This window comes from Micromonospora alfalfae, assembly GCF_022230925.1.
GTDB classification, from domain to species: domain Bacteria; phylum Actinomycetota; class Actinomycetes; order Mycobacteriales; family Micromonosporaceae; genus Micromonospora; species Micromonospora alfalfae.
This window is the reverse complement of the sequence record NZ_JAKKFH010000016.1, coordinates 82,601-101,029: the sequence shown is the minus strand read 5'-3', so window position 1 is coordinate 101,029 and position 18,429 is coordinate 82,601. Positions and strand designations below refer to the sequence as shown.

Below are 18,429 nucleotides of genomic sequence, written 5' to 3'. Positions count from 1 at the left end.
CTCAGTGGTTGGCGGCCGCGCTGCCGAGCAACCCACGCAGGTCGGTGGCGAGCCGGTCGAAGCGGGGATCCGACATCACCTGCGCGTAGTCGCGGTGCGCCGGCAGCTCGACCGGGAAGGTGCGGATGATCCGGCCGGGCCGGGGACTCATCACCACGACCCGGGTGCCGAGGAAGACCGCCTCGGCGATGGAGTGGGTGACCAGCACCACTGTGGTCCCGGTCTCCCGCCAGATCCGGTGCAGTTCGGCGTTCATCTGCTCGCGGGTCAGCGCGTCCAGGGCACCGAACGGTTCGTCCATCAGCAGCACCGGCGGGGAGTGCAGCAGCGCGCGGCAGAGCGCCACCCGCTGCTGCATGCCGCCGGACAGCTCGTGTGGCAACGCCTTCTCGAAGCCGGTCAGGCCGGTCATCTCGATCAGCTCGTCGGCGCGGCGGGCCGCCTGCGCCCGGTCCATGCCGCGCATCTCGGCCTGGAGCAGGATGTTGGCTCGGGCACCGCGCCACTCCAGCAGGGCGGCCTTCTGGAAGACGAAGCCGATCTCCTTCTGCGGGCCGCGCACCGGGCGTTCCAGCAGCGAAACGTCACCGCTGGTCGGCTTGACCAGCCCCGCGACGATCTTCAGGAGGGTGGACTTGCCGCAGCCGGACGGGCCGACGATCGTGACGAACTCGCCCGGCTCGATGTCCAGCGACACGTCGTCCAACGCTGTGGTCTGCGACCGTCGGGTGGTGAACCGGACTGTCAACCCGGACATCCCGATGGCGGTGCCGGTGGCTGCCGGCGCGGCGGTCACCGGGTCACCCCTGCGCCGCGTACGAGGAGTCCCAGTACGCGCTGGGCGCTCCCGGGTCCTTCAGCTCGGCGTAGCGCGACATCAGGTCGATGGTCTCGCTCCACTGGGCCTCGGTGTTCACCCCGGGCGGGCCGTCCGCGCCGATCAGTGGCATGTTGAGGGTGAGCTGCTTGGTGAGCACCTCGGGCGCCGGCTCGTTCTCGGCCAGAGCCGTCATCGCGCTCACCGCGCCGGCCGGGTCCCGGGCGGCGTCGGCCCAGGACTTCTGGGTTGCCCGGACGAACTTGCGGACCAGCTCCGGGTCCTTCTGCAGGGTCTGGGTGTTGGCGATCAGGCCGGTGCCGAGCAGGTTCATCCCGTAGTCGGCGAAGAGCAGCACGTCGACCTTCTTGCCGGTCTTGCTCTCGATGGTGGGCGCCTGGTCGTGGAAGAAGCCCATGATGGCGTCGACCTTGCCCTCGGCCAGGGCGGCGATCTTGCCGGCGGCGTCGACGTTGACCACCTTGACGTCGTCCTTCTTGAGGCCGTTCTTCTCCAGCCAGGCCGGGAAGGTCGCGTAGAGGGCGTCGCCGGGGGTGCCGCCGACGGTCTTTCCCTTGAGGTCGGCCGGGGTCTTGATGTTCTCCTCGGTGAAGAACTCCACGGAGGAGGGGCCCTTCTCCAGGTACGCGCCGAGGCTGCGCACCGGCATGCCGCTGGCCACCGACTTCAGCAGCACCGGGCTGTCCGCCCACCCGAAGTCGGTCTGCTTCTGGGCGACCTGCTTGACGGTGTTGCCCGAGCCGTTGCCGGGCAGGATCTTCAGGTCGATGCCCTCGGCGGAGTAGTAGCCCTTCTGCAGGCCGTAGTAGAAGGGCGCGTGCTCGCCGTAGGGCACCCAGTTGAGGGTGAGGGTGACCTGCTTGCTGCCGTCGGCGTTGGTGCTGCCGGCGGGATCGTCCCCGCCGCAGCCGGTGGCGGCGAGGAGCAGGGCGGCGGTGGCCAGGATGGTGGTGGCGGTGCGTTTCATCGGTGCCTCCGTGATGGGGTCGGTCAGGAGGTGGTGAGGGACACGCCGGCCCGGCGGCTGGCGTGCCACGGAATGAGCAGTGCCTCGGCGATCTCGACCAGGACGAACAGGACGATGCCGATGGCCGACATCAGGATCAGGTCGGCGAACAGCAGTGGGGCGTCGAGGTTGCCGTTTGCCAGCAACAGGACGTAGCCGAGCCCCTCGCTGGCGCCGACGAACTCACCGACCACGGCACCGACCACGGCGAGGGTGACGGCCACCTTCAGGCCGGCCATCAGGTGCGGCAACGCGTTCGGAAAGCGGATCTTGCGGAAGGTGCGCCACGGCCCGGCGCCCATCGTGGCGGCGAGGTCGAGCAGCTCCGGGTCGGTGGAGCGCAGCCCGGCCACGCCGGAGATGACCACCGGGAAGAACGCGATGAGCACGGCCAGGATGATCTTCGGTGTGAGGCCGAGGCCGAACCAGACCACCAGCAGCGGCGCGATGGCGATCTTCGGGATGACCTGTGCGAACAGGACGATCGGGTAGAGCGCCTTGTCCAGGGTGCGGGAGTAGGCGATGGCGACCGCTGTGACCAGACCCAACGCGGCGGCCAGCACGAAGCCGAGCACCGTCTCGTAGAGGGTCACCACTGTGTGCCGGGCCAGCTCGGACCACTGGGTGGTCATCGTCTCCCAGACCTGGCCCGGGGTGGGCACCAGGTAGTTCGGGACGTACTCGCGGGCCGCCACGAACCACCAGGCGGCGAAGAAGACCGCGAGCACCAACGCCGGGCGCCAGAGCGAGTCGGCGAAGGTCACCGCCCGTCGACCGAGCGTGGGACGTGGTGGACGCCCGCCGCCGGTCGGCGGCTTCACCACAGTGGACGAAGGTGTGCCGTCGCGGCCGTCCGCACCGACACCGCCGGGCCCGGCAGCGGTTGCTCGCGCACCACCGGCCTGGTCGGCGGCGGCCTGCCGGCCCGCCGTGTCCAAAGAGTTCTCGGTCACGCGGAACCTCCTCGGGGCCCGGCACGACGCCCATTCACCGGGGCCGGTCGACGGATCAGGCAAACGCTTTCCTGGAGCGTAGGCGGCCCCCTCACGCCGGGCAAGGCCTTTCCTCGATCTGTTTCCACCGATGCCTGGCAGCCGCCCGACAGCAGTCCCGAAGGGACTGTCAGGCGGCCGCCGGATAGGTGTCGAGGAGGCCGCACATACCCAACCGGCCCCGCTCGAGCGGCTCGTTCACCGCGTACACGCCGGCGTCGCCCAGGTACCCGGGCTCCCCCCGCTCCAGGGCGTCGAGCTGCGCGGCGGTGTCGGCGGCGGCGCGTCCCGCGCCGGCCTCCCACCGCTGCCGCCACCGCGTCAGCAACGGCTGGCGCAGGGCGATCGCGTGGGCGTGGAACGCGGCCAGCGCCGCCGGACCACCGGAGCGCAGCGTCTGGAAGCCGGTCACCGCCAGATCCCGACGGCGGTACGCGGCGCGCACGTCCGCGCCCGGCGCTCCCCCGTCGGGCAACGCCGCCGCCACGGCGTACGCGGCCGGGTCGGCCAGCACCTCGGGTGGGAAGGTCAGCACCGCGTCGCCCGCCTCGGGCAGGCCGCTGTTCTGCATCAGCACCACGATGCTCAGCCCGCCCCCGTTGACCAGGCGGTGCACGGTGCCCGGCTCGAACCAGACCACCACCCCCGGCCGCAGCGGCGTCTCCCGACAGCCGGCCATGGTCAGGGTCTGCACCACGCCCTCGCCGTCGGTCACCACGTACCCCTCGGTGCAGCACAGGTGCACGTGCGGGGTGCCGCCGACCAGGCCGTCCGGGGCCACCGTGTCGTAGACGCGCAGCCGGGACACCCCGACCCCGCCGGGCAGCGGTGCCGGCCGATCACGCATCGAAGTACTCGTCGGTGTCGTCAGCGGCCGGCAGGGACACCAGCAGCACTGTCAGATCGCCGATGGCCCGGTGCCGGCAGCCCGGCTTGATCAGGAAAGCGGACATCGGCCGAGCGGGGTGACGGACGCCGTCCAGCTCGATCTCGCCCTCACCGGCGAGCACGACGTAGTACTCGGTGGCGATCCGGTGGTGGTGGGTCACCGCGTCCTGCACCTGGAGCAGGTGCACGCTGGCCTGGCCCTCGCTCTCGGCGATGAAACCGCGGCGGGTGGTTCCACACGAGCAGCGCCGGGCGGGCAGGTCGTCGAGTTGAAGTACCGCGAAGCGATCGGACACGGCCGGGCCTCCCTGCGGGAAAGGGCTTTCTCTGCGGTACGGTGACGCTAGCCGGAGCGACGAAACGTCGTCAACAGATCGAGGGGGTGGGCCATGGCGACCCTGTCCGATGTGGCCCGCCGAGCGGGCGTCTCGCCCGCCACCGCCTCCCGCGTCATCAACGGCAGCAGCAAGCCGGTCACCGACGACCTGCGCGAACGGGTGCTCGCCGCCGTCGCCGAGTTGCAGTACGTGCCGAACGCGCACGCCCAACTGCTGGCCCGCTCGCACCGCAGCGCTGTCGGCGTGATCGTGCACGACGTCTCCGACCCGTACTTCGCCGAGATCACCCGAGGGCTGCAACGGGTCGCCACCGACCAGGGCCGGCTGCTGATGATCTGCAACAGCTACCGGGACCCGGACCGCGAGTTGGAATACGTGGAGCTGCTGCGCGGCCACCAGGTGGCGGCGCTCATCCTGGCCGGCTCGGGCTACCACGACGAAGCGTTCACCCGGCAACTCAACGAGAAGCTCGCCGCGTACGAGGCCACCGGCGGGCGGGTGGCGGTGATCGGCCGACACGAGCACTCCGGCGACGCGGTGATGCCGGACAACCGGACCGGCGGCTACCTCGCCGGGCGCGAGCTGTGCGGTCTGGGGCACCGGGCGATCGGCGTGGTCGCCGGCCCGCGCATCCTGACCACCACCACCGACCGGCTCGCCGGCCTCCGGCAGGCCCTCACCGAGCAGGGCCGCGAGCTGCCCGAATCGCGCATCCGGTACGCGGAGTTCGACCGCGACGGTGGCGCGGAGGCCACCGCCCGACTGCTCGACGTCGACCCGGAGCTGACCGCGATCGTGGCGCTCAACGACTCGATGGCCATCGGCGCGCTCGCCACCCTGCGCGCACGTGGGTTGGCAGTGCCGCAGCAGATCTCGGTGCTGGGTTTCGACGACATGCCGATCGCCCGGGACGTGACACCGGCATTGACCACAGTGCGACTGCCCCTGGTCGACATGGGAGTGCGGGCGATGTCCCTGGTGCTCGGCGTCGGAGCACCGACTCCCCGGGTCGAGGTGCTCCCCGCCGAGCTGGTCCGCCGCGACACCGCCGGTCCCGTTCCCCGATCCACACGCGCCACGGCGGGTTCCGCGCCCCGCGCACGGCGAGGTGACAGCACGTCGTGACCACTGTCAGCCCGACCCAGCGGCCCCTCACGCGCGCCGACGTGGCGTACCTGGTCGGTGCGTCGTTCGGGCCACACACCCGGGTCCGGGACGCCGGTACATTGGCCGGCGGCGGGTACGCGACGGTCTGGTGGGTGCAGCTCGACGACGACCGTCGAGTGGTGCTGAAGCTGGCCCCGGCGGCCGGAACGCCGCTGCTGCGCTACGAGCGCGGGCTCTGCGCCGCCGAGGAGCGGTATTTTCGGCTCGTCGCGCAGCGGGCGCCGCAGGTGCCCGTCCCCCCGGTGCTCCGGCGCGGCGCCGACCCGGCGTACGGCGAGTGGTTGGTCACCGCGATGCTGCCCGGCCGGTCGCTGGCCGACCTGGCCGAGGCCGGTGTCGTGGTCGACGACGGCCCGGCGCGCTACGACCTCGGGGTGGCTCTCGCCGCGGTGCACCAGATCACCGGTGAGCGTTTCGGGTACGACGACGACCGGGCCTCCGGGCCGACCTGGCGGGCGGCGTTCACGGCGATGCTCGACGCGCTCCTGGCCGACGCGGTCGACTGGGACGTCCAACTGCCGGTGACCTCGCAACATCTGCGCGCGCTGGTGGGGCGGCACGCCGACGTGCTCGACGAGGTGCGTCGACCGGCGCTGCTGCACTTCGACTGCTGGGACGGCAACCTGCTGGCGGCACCCGACGGCGACGGCCGGTTACGGCTGCGCGGCCTGGTGGACGGCGAGCGGTTCCTCTACGGCGACCCACTGCTGGATCTGGTCTCGCCGCTGCTCTTCCGACGTGTCGAGGACGAGCCGGAGCACCCAGTGCTGCGCGGCTACCAGGCCAGCGCACCCGAACCGTTGGTGCTGAACGCTTCGGCACGCCGCCGGCTCGGCCTCTACCGGTTGCACCTCTACCTGCTGATGACTGTGGAGATGCCCAGCCGCGCGATGACCGCGCACAGCCATCCCGGGCGGTACGCCCGACTGGCGGCCCTGCTCGACGAGGAACTCGCCGCGCTCGCCTCGGGCTGACGGCCCGGCGCGGGTGGCGTCCGCCGCGTGGTCGAACGCCACCCGCCCTCGGTCAGGGCAGGTCGATCGGGCGCAGCACCCGGTCCACGGCGTGCGCGATCTGCCGGTTGCCCTTGTTGACGTCGTAGGAGACGACCCGGGCGTCGCGGTCGTTGGTGTCGGCGTCGACCAGCCGCACCTGGCGGAAGAAGTACAGGTAGGTGCGTACGTCGACCTCGACGGACGAGCCGAGCGCTGTGGTCAGGTCCGTGCCATCGGCCCGGACCGCCGTCTTGCGGTCGATGGTGGCGCCCGGGACCACGTGGTAGAGCAGCACCGACTCGACGGTGTCGATGCCCAGCCCGGCCACGGCGGTGAAGGTGGCGCTCTCACTCGGCAGCTTCCGGGCCTGCGTGATCTCGCGGACCAACTGCTGGAAGGCGGCGTCGGTGGGGATGAACGCGGTCAGCGCCACGGTGCCGTCGGTGAGCACCTTGACCGGCGAGTTCGGCTTGGCCTCCAGCACGGCCAGCACTGCCGCCGTCAGGACGTCGAAGTCACGCGAGTTGCTGTCGAAGCCGCTCTTGTCCCTGGTGAGCACCTGGGCGAGTGACGTCGTACCGAGCGGCTTGGGCTTGCTGGTGGCCTGGGCGGCCGGTACGGCGACCGCGGTGGTGGCCAGCGCGGTGGCCACGGCGCCCACCGCCATCCGGGCGGTGATTCGTGCGATCTTCATCAGCGGGCCTTTCGTCGAAGCGACCGGATCCGTGACGTCTCGTCACGACCCATGCTTCGCACCGGGGACGCCGCGCGGATGCACCCCGCGATATCGCGTTGTCCGGGACTCGTCCGGGGCTTAACCTCCCCGGGTGCTGATTCGGGAGTTCGTCGACCAGGCCTGGTCGCAGGTGTGGCCGATCATCGAAGAGGTGATCCGGGCACAGGAGACCTTCGTCTACGACCCGGCGATGACCGCCGAGCAGTCGTACCGCATGTGGGTCGAGGCGGCGCCAGCGCGGACCGTCGTCGCGGTCGACGGCGAGCGGGTGCTCGGCACCGCGAAGATGGGCACCAACAGGCCCGGGCCGGGCGCGCACGTGTCCACCGCCAGCTTCATGGTCGCCGCCGACGCGCGGGGCCGGGGCGTGGGCGCCGCGCTGTGCCGCGACGCTCTGACCTGGGCCCGCCGGCAGGGGTACGCCGGCATGCAGTTCAACGCCGTGGCGGAGAGCAACGGGTCGGCGGTGCGGTTGTACCAGCGGGAGGGCTTCGAGGTGGTCGGCACCGTGCCGGGCGCCTTCCGTCACCCCACCCTCGGCCGGGTCGGCCTGCACGTGATGTACCAGGAGTTCTGAAACCAACCTCCGCGCCCGCTCGGCTCGCGCGGGAGGCCACTGTGGTGGTCGGCGCCTTTGGAGCTGATGTCACAAACGAATCGGCCGCTGGTTGGGCCGTCCGGATCTTCCCCACGGCCTGAATCGTTTACGACATCAGCTCCAAAGCGTCTCAACTAACGGTGCCGGCGGCCGGAGCCGGGCCCAGCAGTCCGGGCTGCCCGGCGACCGGCTCCGCACCGGCACGGCGGATCGGGGTGAAGAGGCCGCCGACCGCGACCAGCAGGCATCCCGCGCCCGCCGCGAGCGTGACCGTCGGAGTCCCGTACCGCCCGGCGGCCCAGGTCAGCACGACAGCGCCGGCCGGACCGAGGGCGTAGTGCGTGCTCCAGAACGCCGACGTCACCCGGCCCAGCAGGTGATCGGGGGTGATCTCCTGCCGCAGGGACATCGAACAGATCCCGCCGACGCTGAGACAGCACAGGTACACAGCGGTCAGCGTGGTGACCGCCGGCACGGTGTTGGCGACGCCGACCCCCGCCACGGCGAAACCGCAGATCGCGTGCGCGCCGATCCAGGTGGCGCCGAAGCCACGACGGCGGCGCAGCGGGGCCACCAGCAGCGCACCGGCGACAGTGCCCAACGCCGCCAGGCCGAGCACCGTGCCGACGGTGCCCTCCGAGCCGCCGAGGTCGTGCGTGACGTGGTAGATCAGCACGTCGACGAAGCCGTAGGTGAGGAAGATGAAGACCGACAACAGGACTGTCAGCGCGCGCAGCACGGGCTGCCGCCACAGGAACCGCGCCCCGGCAAGGAACTCAGCCAACGGGCGTTGCCGGACCACACCCTCGTCCACCTGAACGGGGCGCAGTCGGATCAACCACAGGCCGGCAGCCGAGAGCGCGAAGCTCGCCGCGTTGACGGCGATGGCGGTCGCCGGGCCGAAGCGGGCCGCCACCACACCGGCGAGCAGCGGCCCGAGGACGGCAGCCGCCGCGTACGTCGCCTGCAACCGGCCGTTGGCCTCGGTGATCCGATCGGAGTCGACGAGGTTACGGACCGCGGTCACCGCGGCGACCTGGAACAGCATGCCGGCTGCCTCGCAGATCGGCAGCACGACGAAGAGCAGCCAGACCTGCGGGCCGGCCAGCCACGCCAGTGGCACCACCGCGTAGAGCACCAGCCGGGTGAGGTCCGCCACGATCATCAGGGTGCGGCGGTCGTACCGGTCGACGAGCACCCCACCGAAGATCCCGGCGATGACTGACGCCGCGCCCGCGACGGCGGTGAGCAGGCCCATCTTCGCCACCGACCCGGTCGCCTGGAGCACCAGCAGCGGCACCGCCAGGTAGGCGAACGAGTCACCCGCCGCCGAGAGTGACTGCGCGACCCAGTACGTGCCGAAGGTCCGGTCCCTCCAGAGCGGAGCCCGACCGTTGGTGGCAGATCGGCTCATCGCGCCAAGGGTAGTCACAGTGCTCGTTCGACGCTGGCCGTGACGGGCGCCACAGGGCTGCCATGTCACGAACCGACGAGCGGCACGCATCTCATGGTCGTCACGTCGATCAGAGAGGCGAAACAATGAGCACATCGCAACGGCAGGTCCCGACGGGCACACACCACGTGCTGATCCTCGGCGCGGGCTACGCGGGCCTGGCCGCGGCGACCCAGCTCGCGGCCCGGACCAGGCGGGCCGACGTGCAGGTGACGCTGGTCAACGCGCAGGAGCGGTTCACCGAGCGTCTCCGGCTGCACATGACGGCGACCGGGCAGCGGCTCGCCGAGATGGACATCCCTGAGCTGCTGGCGGGGACGGGTGCGCAGTTCGTGCGCGGCTGGGTGACCGCTGTGGACGCCAACGCGAAGACCGTCCGCGTCGACGACAGCCGGGTGCTGCGCTACGACACCCTGGTCTACGCGTTGGGCAGCGTGACCGACACGGCGGCGGTCCCTGGCGTCGAGGAGCACGCGTACGCCCTGGACGCTCCGAGCGGCGCGACCACGCTGGCGGACCGGCTTACCCGGCTCGGCGCCGGCACTGTCGTAGTGGTCGGCAGCGGGTTGACCGGGGTCGAGGCGGCCGCGGAGATCGCGGAACGGCACCCGGAGGTCGGTGTCACATTGGTGGGCCGGCAGGACCCGGGAGCGGGCATGAACCCGAAGGCCCGGGCGTACCTGCGGGGCGCGCTGACCCGCCTCGGCGTCCAGGTGATCACCGGAGCGGCGGTCACCAGGGTCCGGCCCGACGCTGTCGAACTGGCCGGCGCGGAGACCGTGGCGGCCGATGTCGTGCTCTGGACGGGTGGTACCCGGGTGGCGCCGCTGGCCGCCGCCGCCGGGTTGACCGTCGACGAACGCGGTCGCGTCGTCACCGACTTCGCGTTGCGGTCGGTGTCGCACCCCGAGGTGTACGCGATCGGCGATGCGGCAGCCATCCGGCAGGGGTACGGGGTGCTGCACGGCACCTGCCAGAGCGGGATGCCGACCGGCGTGCACGCGGCGGTGTCGATCGCCCGCTCGCTGCGGGGCAGGCAGCCCAGGCCGTTCCGGTTCGGTTACTACCACACGCCGGTGAGCCTGGGTCGAAACGACGCGGTAGTGCAGTTCACCCGCCCCGACGACAGCCCTCGCCGCGGGTGCCTGACCGGGCGGATGGCGGTCTGGTACAAGGAGACCGTGAGCGCTTCGCCCTGGCCGACCTACCGTCGCATGTCGCGGTTGCCCTCCTCCGGCGCGTTCTGGCCGCGTGGCGGCCGCCTCACCCGCCTGCGGGACGCGCGGTGACGCACCCGCCGGACGCCGACGAGCAGGTGTTCCACAGTCATCGCAACCTGCTGTTCTCGGTGGCCTACCGGATCCTCGGCAGCGCGGCCGATGCCGAGGACGCGGTGCAGGACGCCTGGATCAGTTGGTCCTCGGCAGACCGCTCCCAGGTCGCCGACCCCAGGGCGTACCTCGCCCGCGTCGTGTCGAACCTCGCGTTGCAGCGCCTACGCTCGGCCCGGCACCACCGCGAGACCTATCCGGGGCCGTGGTTGCCCGAGCCCGTGCTGACCGAAGGGGACGCCGCCGACGCCGTCACCGACGCCGAGTCGGTGTCGATGGCGATGCTGGTGGTGCTGGAGACTCTCAGCCCACTCGAACGCGCCGTGTTCGTCCTGCGGGAGGTCTTCGACTTCAGCCACGCGGAGATCGCGGCGGCGGTGGAGCGCTCCGAGGCCGCGGTCCGCCAGACCGCCCACCGTGCCCGCGAGCACGTGCGGGGCCAGCGACCACGTTTCACGGCGGACCGGTCGCAGCAACGGGGGGTCACCGAGCGGTTCCTCGCCGCCGCGACCGGTGGCGACATCAACACCCTGCTGGAGCTGCTGTCCCCCGACGTCGCGTTGTGGACCGACGGTGGCGGTAAGGTCCGGCAGGCACTGCGTCCCGTCAGGGGTGCGGGAACTGTCGCCGCGTGGTTCGCGGCCATCGGCACCGTCACCTACCAGGGCGTTGCGCCGCACGACATGCGCGCCGCCCTGGTCGAGATCAACCGGGGGCCGGGTCTGGTGTTCAGCGGTGCGGGTCGGGTGGTCGCCACCGTCTCCTTCGACATCGACGCCGACGGTCGCATCACCGCCATCCACAACGTCGCCAACCCCGACAAGCTTCGCGCCGTCGCCGACGGCACCACCCACCACCTCGCGACGCGTTGAGCCGGCCGACCCCCCGTCAGCCGGTGCTGGTGAGGTCGGTCGTCGCCGCGAGGTCGGTGACCACGTCCAGGAGCCGGCGCAGCCCAGGCGCGGTGTTGCCCCCCAACCACACCATCTCGGTGTACGCGTAGGCGCCGGCCAGCGGGACGAACACCACGCCGGTGCGGCGGAGACTCGCCGCCGAGCAGGCGAGCCGGGTGACGCCGAGTCCGGCGGCGACCAGGCCGAGGAGGCTCTGCACGCCGGCCTCCTCCTGAACGACTGTCGGTACGAAGCCCGCTTCCCGGAACTGGTCCTCGTAGGCACGGTGCCAGGGTTCCCAGGAGCTACGCGGCGTCATGACCCACTGTTCGTTGGCCAGGTCGGCGAGGGTCAACTCGTCGCGCCCGGCGAGCGGGTGGCCCTCGGGCAGCACCGCGCAGACCGGTTCGGTGGTCAGTCTCCTGGACTCCAGGCCGGGAACGAGCGGGGTCCGGGTGAAGGCGACGTCGAACTTCCCGTCGAGAACGCCCTGGACCAGGGGCGCGATGCTTGTGGACTCGGTGGTCAGGTGCAGGTCGGGCAGGTGGTGGCGGACTGCCCGGACCACCGGGGGCAGCAGGTGGTTGGCGACTGTGGTCAGGAAGGCGAGCCGGAGGGTGCCGACCTCACCCCGCAGGGCCCGCCCCACGACGGCGATGGCCTGCTCGGCGCGCTCGGTCACGGCGCGCGCCTCGGGCACGAACAGGGCGCCGATGTCGGTGAGGGTGGTGCCGCGGCTGTCGCGGTCGAACAGTTTCGCCCCGAGGGCGCGTTCCAGGGCGGTGATCTGCTGCGACAGCGACTGCTGGGCGATCATCAGGCGGGCGGCGGCCCGGGTGAAGCTCAGCTCCTCCGCGAGGACCAGGAAGTACCGCAGTTGTCGCAGCTCAGGCGTGGCCACAGGAACAGACTGTAGCCACGCCAGGAAGAGCGTGTTGGCCGTCCGCGCAGACCTCCGCGCACGATCGGTGCGGAGGGCGGTACCGGCACACCGTACGCCTGTACGGCGAGCTGCCACTGCCACGCGAGGACACCTACCGAAGGAAATCGATCATGTCGGAATCACGCGTCAGCACGCCGTTCAACGCCCGGTCCACCGCCGCCGACGTCGTGGCCGGTGTCGACCTGACCGGGCGACGCGCCATCGTCACCGGCGCCTCGTCGGGCATCGGGGTGGAGACCGCCCGGGCGCTGGCCATGGCGGGCGCCGAGGTGACACTGGCGGTACGGGATGTGCGGGCCGGCGAGCGGACCGCGCGGGAGATCGGCGCCGGGACCGCGAACCGCCTGCTCCGGGTCGCGCCCTTGGACCTGTCCGACCAGCGGTCGGTCGCCGAGTTCGTGGCCGCCTGGGACGGGCCCCTGCACATCCTGGTCAACAACGCCGGGGTGTCGGCGACCCCGGAGATGCGCACGGCGGAGGGTTGGGAGTTGCAGTTGGCCACCAACCACCTCGGCCACTTCGCGCTCGCCAACGGCCTGCACCGGGCGCTCGTCGCGGCCGGTCGGGCCCGCGTGGTGTCGCTGAGTTCCATCGCCCACGTTCAGGCCCCGATGGTCTTCGAGGACGTCAACTTCCGGGAACGCCGGTATGACCGTCTGCTCGCCTACGGCGAGTCGAAGACCGCCACCGCGCTGTTCGCTGTCGAAGCGAACCGGCGTTGGGCCGGCGACGGCATCACCGTCAACGTGGCCAATCCGGGCGCGGTCGCCACCAACCTGGGACGGCGCCTCACCGAGGAGGACTACGCGCAGCTTCCGGCATTCGATTTCAAGACCCCGCAGCAGGGAGCCGCGACGTCCGTGCTGCTCGCCGCCGGGCCGCAGGTGGAGGGCATCGGCGGTCGATACTTCGAGGACTGTGCGCAGGCGGTGCGCCACGACCCGGCGGACCCGCTGCGCGGCGTCGCCGACCACGCGATCGACCCCGCGGCGGCGGCGCGACTGTGGCAGCTCTCGCTGGATCTGTTCGCCGACGCGGAGCGTGCCTGACGTCCGGAAACGGCCGTGGGATCCCCGGCGGCCGTTTCCGGACGACGCGAATCGCTCAGCCCTTGCGCAGCGGGGCGAGCGCCGTGCTCCAGGCGACCACCTGGTCGAGGGTGGCGGTCAGCGAGTCCTGGTGGAACTGGTTGGGCTTGAAGACGCTGAAGTTCTCGAAGTCGGTGAAGAGCGACAGGGCGACCTGCGAACGCACGTCGGCCATCTGGAGCTCACCGGAGATCAGACGCAGGTGCTCCACGGCGCGCGTCCCGCCGACCGAGCCGTAGCTGACGAAGCCGACGGCCTTGTTGTTCCACTCGGCGTAGAGGAAGTCGATCGCGTTCTTCAAGGCGCCCGAGGTCGAGTGGTTGTACTCGGGGGTGACGATGACGAACCCGTCGAACGACGCGATCGTCTCGGCCCACCGCTTGGTGTGCGGCTGGGTGTACTGGCCCATCGAGGGCGGGTACGCCTCGTCGAGGTGCGGCAGCTGGTAGTCGAGCAGGTCGATCAGCTCGTACTCCGCGTCGGAGCGCTGCTTGGCGATCTCGAGCACCCAGCGGGCGACGGCCTCGCCGTTACGCCCCGGGCGGGTGCTTCCGAGGATGATCCCGATCCTGGTCATGTGTGGCGCCTTTCAGAGGTCCTTGCCTGACGACCGGAACGCTAACCGGTGCTTGATTGGTCAAGCAAATATGTGGCCTATGGGCGTGGTCACACGGAGGGTGAGCACTTGCTCGGTCAAACAAGTATGATAGGAGGATGTCCAACACCTCCGCAGCGACTCCGCAACCCCTCACCCCAGACGAGGAAGCGCTGGTCCGCGCCCTGGGTCAGGTCATGCACGTGCTGCCCCGCGCGATCGACGCGGACATGGTCGGTGACCGTCAGCTACCGCTCACCGAGTACACGGCGCTGATGAACCTCTCCGAGACACCGGACCGGCGGATGCGCATGAACGAGCTCGCCGCGCTCTGCCACCTCTCCCTCAGCGGCATGACCCGCACGATCATCAGGCTGGAGACGCAGGGCCTGGTCCGTCGGGAACGGTGCGAGGAGGACGCGCGCGGCTGGAACGCCGTCCTCACCGACGCGGGCTACGCCCGCCTGGAGGAATCCTGGCCGAGTCACCTGGCCGCCGTACGGCGCCGGTTCCTCCAGCACTTCGAGGGCCTCGACCTCGCCGCGTTGGCCCGCGCGTTCCAGCAAGCCGGCACGGCGGAGCCGACCGACTGAGCCAGCGCCGGCCCGGTCGGTCGGCCAACCGGCCTCAGCCGAGCAGCCGGCCGAAGGCGGCGAACAGCCCGGCGGTCAGGCCGGCGGTCAGGCCGGCGGTCAGGCCGGTGGTCAGGCCGGTGGTCAGCGTGGCGGCGAACAGGCTGGCGGTACTCAGAACTCCCATTCGCCTATTGCACCCGCTGGCGTGCGCGCCGACCAGACGCGACAGCGGTCACCGGGCCGGAGCGTGGGCGGCGAGCGGGTTGGTGAGGGTGCCGACGAACTGGAGCGCCGCGGACGGGTCGGCCAGGTCGATCATCTGCTGGTTGTCGCGCAGTTGCAGCCGGTTGAGGCAGGACAGCGTGAACTCCGGGGCGAACAGGTCGTAGTGGCGGACCCGCTCGGCCAGGTGCGGCACCCGGTCGAAGTAGTCGGCGGCGCAGGCAGCGACAGTGCGCCAGAAGTTGTCCTCGGCGAGCACGCCGGCCTCGACCAGGACGGCGTTGAGGTGCCGCAGGAAGCAGTCCACCACGTCGGTGAAGATGCTCAGCAGCTTGGTGTCGTCGGGCACCTCGACGCGGATCCGCTCCACCGCCGCCGGCAGCTCGACCCTGTCGCTCATCACCGCGATCTCCTCGGCGATGTCCTTGAAGATCACCCGCTGGACGGTGTCCTGCTCGTCGAGGACCAGGATGACGTTCTCGCCGTGCGGCATGAAGGCCAGATCGTGGGCGTAGAAGCTGTGCAGCAGCGGGGTCAGGTACGCGTCCAGGTAGCGACGCAGCCACACCTCGGGCGTCAGGCCGGACCGGGCGATCAGCGCGGCCGCCAGTGACCCGCCCTCGTCGTCGACGTGCAGCAGCGCGGCCATGGTGGACAGCCGCTGCCCTGGCGCCAGGTCGGGCACCGGGCTCTCCCGCCACAGGGCTGCCAACATCTTGCGGTACGGGGAGGTGCGCTCGGTCGCCGCCTCGTACTGCCGGTGCCGGTAACCCACAGCGGCTCGCTCCCGGATGACGGTCAGGCCGGTGCCGGTCAACACCTCGTCGGCGGCGATCAGGTCGGCCAGCCAGTCGTTGATCGCCGGGGTGGCCGCCATGTACGCCGCCGACAACCCCCGCATGAAGCCCATGTTCAGCACCGACAGCGCGGTCTTGACGTAGTGCCGCCCCTGCTCGCTGACGTTGAAGAAGGTACGGATGGACTGCTGGGCGAGGTACACGTCCGGCCCGGGCCCGAGGTGCACCAGCCGCCGCTGGGCCAACTCGCCGGCGAAGGTGACAGCCAGCTTGTTCCACCACTGCCACGGGTGCGCCGGGATCAGGTGGTAGTCGGCGAGGTCCAGCCCGAGATCGGCCATGGTGGCCGCGAACCGGGCCCGGGTCTCGGCGTCCAACTCGCGCTCGATGAGCGTGTCGTAGTCGAGGTCGGCGGCGCTGCTGAACGTCGAGTGGTCCCGGTGCGCGGCCAGCCACTCCAGCCGCACCGGCGCGGCGGCCTCCGGGGCGTACCGGTGGTACTCGTCGACGCCGAAGCCGAGCCGGCCGTTGTTCGCCACGAAGCACGGGTGGCCCTCGGTCATCGAGGTCTCGATGGTCTGGAAGTCCGCCTCGGCCAGCTCGGCGGCGCTCGGCGCGGCCTGGGCCAGCTTGTACGCCGTACCCGCCAGCGTCGAGGTGATCTCCTCCAGGTAGACGGGGAGCACCCGCGCGGAGAGCCCGAGGGTGTCGCGCAGTTCGACGATGAGGTCCACCGCGTCGGGGGCCACTGGCGTGCCATCGCGGTGTCGGGTGATGCTGTCCGCGTCGATCTGCCAGTGCGCCAGGGCGAGCACCCGCGCCGCGAACCGGTAGGTGACAGTGCCGTCGTCGCTGCGGACCTCGTACCACTGCCGGTCGTCGGGGCCGGTCACGGCCTCCGGGGTGAGCAACCGCTCATGGGTGAACTCGGCGAGAGCCTTGCGGACCAGCAGCCGGTTGGCCCGGGCCCAGCGCTGCGGGGTGAGGTGCCCGACCGGGTCGCCGGAGGCGCTGTGCGCGGTGGCGACTGGCGTGTGGGTGGGGACGGCGGTGGTGGTCACGCCGGGGCTCCTTCGGTTCGGGTGGCAGCGGCGTTGTCGACCGTGGCGCGATCGGCGGCGGCCTGGGACTGGGCCCGGGTGCAGACGCTGAGCAGCGCGTCCTTCTCGGGCTTGACGATCGGGCCGACGACGGTGAAGCCGACGCCGGCGTTCAGCGCATGCACAGCGGTGTTGCGCACGTCCGGTTCGACCACCACCCGCCGGGTCGTCGGGTCGGCGAAGAGCCACGCCATGACGGTGCCGATCACCGCCCGGGTGAAGCCGTGCACCGGCGCGTCGACCGGCGCGCAGAGGAAGTGCATGCCCACGTCACCGGGCTGGTGGTCGTACAGGCCGACCAGCTCGACGTGGGCCGGGTCGTAGCGCTCCGCCAGGAAGGCGGGACTCCCCCGCCACAGGCCGAGGTACGCGTCGTGGTGCGGGTGCGCAGCGATGCGCCGGTACTCCTCGGTGACCTGGGCCAGGTCGGCATCCTGCATCATCCAGAACGCCGCCTTCGGGTGGGTCACCCAGGTGTGCAGCAGCGCCGCGTCGGCGTCCGGATGGAGCGGCCGCAGCGCGAACTCACCGAGCTTTTCGTCGACGTGGGTGAAGACGGTGGTCACGACGACACCCCGAACTCCTGGAAGGTGATGCTCTTCTCGATCGGGTAGTGCTCCCGGCCGAGCAACTCCCTGATGATCCAGGAGTTGCGGTAGGCGCCCATGCCCAGGTCCGGTGAGGTGATGCTGTGCGTGTGGGTGCCCGCGTTCTGTAGGAAGATGCCCCGCCCGCTGTGGTCGATGCTGTAGTTGCGGGCCACGTCGAAGCGGCCGTGCGCGTCCCAGCGGATCCGGTCCCGCACCGGCGTGAGGAACTCCGGCACCCGGTAGTGGTAGCCGGTGGCCAGGACGAGGCCCTCGGTACGCAGGGCGAAGTCGCGTTCCTGTTCCACCTGCCGCAAACCCAGCGTGTACTGCCCGTCCCGGTGCTCGGCGCTGACCAGCTCGGTGTTGGTGAGCAGGCGGGTGTTCACCGGCCCGTCCACGCTGTGCGCGTAGAGCAGGTCGAAGATGTCGTTGATCAGGTCCGCGTTGATCCCCTTGAACAGGCCCTTCTGCTCGGACTCCAGCCGGTAGCGGGTCGCCTCCGGCAGCGCGTGGAAGTAGTCCACGTAGTCCGGCGAGGTCATCTCCAGCGTCAGCTTGGTGTATTCGAGCGGGAAGAACCGCGGCGACCGGGTCACCCAGTTGAGCTGGTAGCCGTAGCGGTCGATGTCGCCGAGCAGGTCGTGGTAGATCTCGGCGGCGCTCTGCCCGCTGCCCACCACTGTGATGCTGCGCTTGGTGCGCAGCGCCGAACGGTGCTCCAGGTAGTGGGAGTTGTGCACGGCGTCACCGGGCAACTCGGCCACGGCCGGGGGCAGGTGCGGCGGGGTGCCGGTGCCGAGCACCAGGTGCCGGGCCCGGTATGCCACCGTCTCGCCCGTGCCGGTGCTGGCGCGCACCACGTACCGCTCGTCGGCGGTGTCGTACTCCACAGTTGTCACGCTGTGACCGAATCGCAGGTTCGGCAGTTTCGCCGCCGCCCACCGGCAGTACGCGTCGTACTCGCTGCGCAGCGGGTAGAAGCTCTCCCGGATGTAGAACGGGTACAGCCGGCCGATCTCCTTGAGGTAGTTGAGGAAGGAGTACGGCGACGTCGGGTCGGCGAGGCTGACCAGGTCGGCGATGAACGGGGTCTGCAACCGGGCCGACTCCAGCAGCATGCCGGGGTGCCAGGCGAGGCTCGGCCGCGCCTCCAGGAACACGCCGTCGAGCTCGTCGATGGGCGCGGTGAGGCAGGCCAGGCCCAGGTTGTACGGGCCCAACCCGATGGCGACGAAGTCGTGGGTGGACATCGGGGTCTCCAGGCGCGGGTTCGTTGTCACCGGC

At 71.0% G+C, this 18,429-nt stretch carries 20 protein-coding genes; 7 read left to right on the top strand and 13 right to left on the bottom strand.

What is annotated here, in order from left to right; translation table 11 throughout:
• Window position 1: 1 nt before the first annotated feature.
• The 5 genes from MED01_RS14965 to MED01_RS14945 form a co-directional block, all read right to left on the bottom strand.
• Complete coding sequence (locus tag MED01_RS14965) at window positions 2–757, bottom strand: ABC transporter ATP-binding protein (RefSeq protein WP_247669117.1); 756 nt, start codon at window positions 755–757, stop codon at window positions 2–4.
• Window positions 758–800: 43 nt separating this feature from the next.
• Entirely contained in the window at window positions 801–1,805 is a 1,005-nt protein-coding gene (locus MED01_RS14960; protein WP_112672984.1) for an ABC transporter substrate-binding protein, read from the bottom strand.
• Between the two features lie 23 nt (window positions 1,806–1,828).
• Window positions 1,829–2,797, bottom strand: coding sequence for an ABC transporter permease (locus MED01_RS14955; protein WP_238669168.1), 969 nt, complete (start codon window positions 2,795–2,797; stop codon window positions 1,829–1,831).
• Window positions 2,798–2,966: 169 nt separating this feature from the next.
• Window positions 2,967–3,683 (bottom strand): cupin domain-containing protein, encoded by a 717-nt coding sequence (locus tag MED01_RS14950; RefSeq protein ID WP_238669167.1) that lies wholly within the window; start codon window positions 3,681–3,683, stop codon window positions 2,967–2,969.
• Window positions 3,676–4,020, bottom strand: coding sequence for a cupin domain-containing protein (locus tag MED01_RS14945; protein ID WP_091398731.1), 345 nt, complete (start codon window positions 4,018–4,020; stop codon window positions 3,676–3,678). Before MED01_RS14945 ends, MED01_RS14950 begins: the two co-directional genes overlap by 8 nt.
• A gap of 93 nt (window positions 4,021–4,113) precedes the next feature.
• Here MED01_RS14945 and MED01_RS14940 point away from each other — a divergent pair, with 93 nt between their 5' ends.
• Together MED01_RS14940 and MED01_RS14935 are read left to right on the top strand one after the other, a co-directional pair.
• Window positions 4,114–5,187, top strand: a complete 1,074-nt coding sequence (locus tag MED01_RS14940) for a LacI family DNA-binding transcriptional regulator (protein WP_238669166.1) — start codon at window positions 4,114–4,116, stop codon at window positions 5,185–5,187.
• On the top strand, window positions 5,184–6,203 hold the full coding sequence (locus tag MED01_RS14935; protein ID WP_238669165.1) for an aminoglycoside phosphotransferase family protein: 1,020 nt from the start codon (window positions 5,184–5,186) through the stop codon (window positions 6,201–6,203). The genes MED01_RS14940 and MED01_RS14935 overlap by 4 nt, the downstream gene beginning before the upstream one ends.
• Before the next feature lie 52 nt (window positions 6,204–6,255).
• On the opposite strand, the gene MED01_RS14930 is transcribed toward MED01_RS14935, so the two are convergent.
• Window positions 6,256–6,918, bottom strand: coding sequence for a fasciclin domain-containing protein (locus tag MED01_RS14930; protein WP_238669164.1), 663 nt, complete (start codon window positions 6,916–6,918; stop codon window positions 6,256–6,258).
• Between the two features lie 133 nt (window positions 6,919–7,051).
• Between MED01_RS14930 and MED01_RS14925 the strand changes: the two genes are divergently transcribed.
• A complete protein-coding gene (locus MED01_RS14925) occupies window positions 7,052–7,537 on the top strand; it encodes a GNAT family N-acetyltransferase (protein ID WP_238669163.1) in 486 nt (161 codons plus the stop codon).
• Window positions 7,538–7,688: 151 nt separating this feature from the next.
• Here the strand turns inward: MED01_RS14925 and MED01_RS14920 are convergent, their stop codons facing one another.
• The gene (locus MED01_RS14920; protein WP_238669162.1) at window positions 7,689–8,972 is read right to left on the bottom strand and encodes an MFS transporter; all 1,284 of its coding nucleotides are present in this window, start codon (window positions 8,970–8,972) and stop codon (window positions 7,689–7,691) included.
• Between the two features lie 125 nt (window positions 8,973–9,097).
• Between MED01_RS14920 and MED01_RS14915 the strand changes: the two genes are divergently transcribed.
• Complete coding sequence (locus MED01_RS14915; RefSeq protein ID WP_238669161.1) at window positions 9,098–10,300, top strand: NAD(P)/FAD-dependent oxidoreductase; 1,203 nt, start codon at window positions 9,098–9,100, stop codon at window positions 10,298–10,300.
• Window positions 10,297–11,214 (top strand): RNA polymerase sigma-70 factor, encoded by a 918-nt coding sequence (locus MED01_RS14910; RefSeq protein ID WP_238669160.1) that lies wholly within the window; start codon window positions 10,297–10,299, stop codon window positions 11,212–11,214. Before MED01_RS14915 ends, MED01_RS14910 begins: the two co-directional genes overlap by 4 nt.
• A 16-nt stretch (window positions 11,215–11,230) precedes the next feature.
• Here the strand turns inward: MED01_RS14910 and MED01_RS14905 are convergent, their stop codons facing one another.
• Entirely contained in the window at window positions 11,231–12,136 is a 906-nt protein-coding gene (locus MED01_RS14905; RefSeq protein WP_238669159.1) for a LysR family transcriptional regulator, read from the bottom strand.
• Window positions 12,137–12,288: 152 nt separating this feature from the next.
• On the opposite strand from MED01_RS14905, the gene MED01_RS14900 reads away from it, so the two are divergent.
• Window positions 12,289–13,227, top strand: a complete 939-nt coding sequence (locus MED01_RS14900) for an SDR family NAD(P)-dependent oxidoreductase (RefSeq protein WP_274525737.1) — start codon at window positions 12,289–12,291, stop codon at window positions 13,225–13,227.
• 55 nt (window positions 13,228–13,282) lie between these two features.
• On the opposite strand, the gene MED01_RS14895 is transcribed toward MED01_RS14900, so the two are convergent.
• Entirely contained in the window at window positions 13,283–13,843 is a 561-nt protein-coding gene (locus tag MED01_RS14895; protein WP_112672976.1) for an NADPH-dependent FMN reductase, read from the bottom strand.
• Window positions 13,844–13,980: 137 nt separating this feature from the next.
• On the opposite strand from MED01_RS14895, the gene MED01_RS14890 reads away from it, so the two are divergent.
• The gene (locus MED01_RS14890) at window positions 13,981–14,454 is read left to right on the top strand and encodes a MarR family winged helix-turn-helix transcriptional regulator (RefSeq protein WP_238669158.1); all 474 of its coding nucleotides are present in this window, start codon (window positions 13,981–13,983) and stop codon (window positions 14,452–14,454) included.
• A 34-nt stretch (window positions 14,455–14,488) separates the two neighbouring features.
• Here MED01_RS14890 and MED01_RS35730 read toward each other — a convergent pair whose 3' ends face one another.
• Genes MED01_RS35730 through MED01_RS14875 form a run of 4 tightly spaced genes read right to left on the bottom strand, consistent with a single transcriptional unit; the run spans window position 14,489 to window position 18,395 of the window.
• Window positions 14,489–14,620: a hypothetical protein gene (locus tag MED01_RS35730; protein ID WP_274525736.1), complete on the bottom strand. Its 132-nt coding sequence runs from the start codon at window positions 14,618–14,620 to the stop codon at window positions 14,489–14,491.
• A gap of 48 nt (window positions 14,621–14,668) precedes the next feature.
• Complete coding sequence (locus MED01_RS14885; RefSeq protein WP_238669157.1) at window positions 14,669–16,516, bottom strand: IucA/IucC family protein; 1,848 nt, start codon at window positions 16,514–16,516, stop codon at window positions 14,669–14,671.
• Entirely contained in the window at window positions 16,513–17,121 is a 609-nt protein-coding gene (locus tag MED01_RS14880; RefSeq protein ID WP_238669156.1) for a GNAT family N-acetyltransferase, read from the bottom strand. Before MED01_RS14880 ends, MED01_RS14885 begins: the two co-directional genes overlap by 4 nt.
• On the bottom strand, window positions 17,118–18,395 hold the full coding sequence (locus tag MED01_RS14875; protein ID WP_238669197.1) for a lysine N(6)-hydroxylase/L-ornithine N(5)-oxygenase family protein: 1,278 nt from the start codon (window positions 18,393–18,395) through the stop codon (window positions 17,118–17,120). Before MED01_RS14875 ends, MED01_RS14880 begins: the two co-directional genes overlap by 4 nt.
• Between the last annotated feature and the right edge of the window lie 34 nt (window positions 18,396–18,429).

Excerpts from the sequence above, each read along its gene's own strand:
- MED01_RS14940 (WP_238669166.1), top strand. The coding sequence starts at position 4,114 with ATGGCGACCCTGTCCGATGTGGCCCGCCGAGCGGGCGTCTCGCCCGCC.
- MED01_RS35730 (WP_274525736.1), bottom strand. The coding sequence starts at position 14,620 with ATGGGAGTTCTGAGTACCGCCAGCCTGTTCGCCGCCACGCTGACCACC.
- MED01_RS14920 (WP_238669162.1), bottom strand. The coding sequence starts at position 8,972 with ATGAGCCGATCTGCCACCAACGGTCGGGCTCCGCTCTGGAGGGACCGG.
- MED01_RS14930 (WP_238669164.1), bottom strand. The coding sequence starts at position 6,918 with ATGAAGATCGCACGAATCACCGCCCGGATGGCGGTGGGCGCCGTGGCC.
- MED01_RS14950 (WP_238669167.1), bottom strand. The coding sequence starts at position 3,683 with ATGCGTGATCGGCCGGCACCGCTGCCCGGCGGGGTCGGGGTGTCCCGG.
- MED01_RS14965 (WP_247669117.1), bottom strand. The coding sequence starts at position 757 with ATGTCCGGGTTGACAGTCCGGTTCACCACCCGACGGTCGCAGACCACA.
- MED01_RS14875 (WP_238669197.1), bottom strand. The coding sequence starts at position 18,395 with ATGTCCACCCACGACTTCGTCGCCATCGGGTTGGGCCCGTACAACCTG.
- MED01_RS14960 (WP_112672984.1), bottom strand. The coding sequence starts at position 1,805 with ATGAAACGCACCGCCACCACCATCCTGGCCACCGCCGCCCTGCTCCTC.
- MED01_RS14900 (WP_274525737.1), top strand. The coding sequence starts at position 12,289 with ATGTCGGAATCACGCGTCAGCACGCCGTTCAACGCCCGGTCCACCGCC.
- MED01_RS14890 (WP_238669158.1), top strand. The coding sequence starts at position 13,981 with ATGTCCAACACCTCCGCAGCGACTCCGCAACCCCTCACCCCAGACGAG.
- MED01_RS14895 (WP_112672976.1), bottom strand. The coding sequence starts at position 13,843 with ATGACCAGGATCGGGATCATCCTCGGAAGCACCCGCCCGGGGCGTAAC.
- MED01_RS14915 (WP_238669161.1), top strand. The coding sequence starts at position 9,098 with ATGAGCACATCGCAACGGCAGGTCCCGACGGGCACACACCACGTGCTG.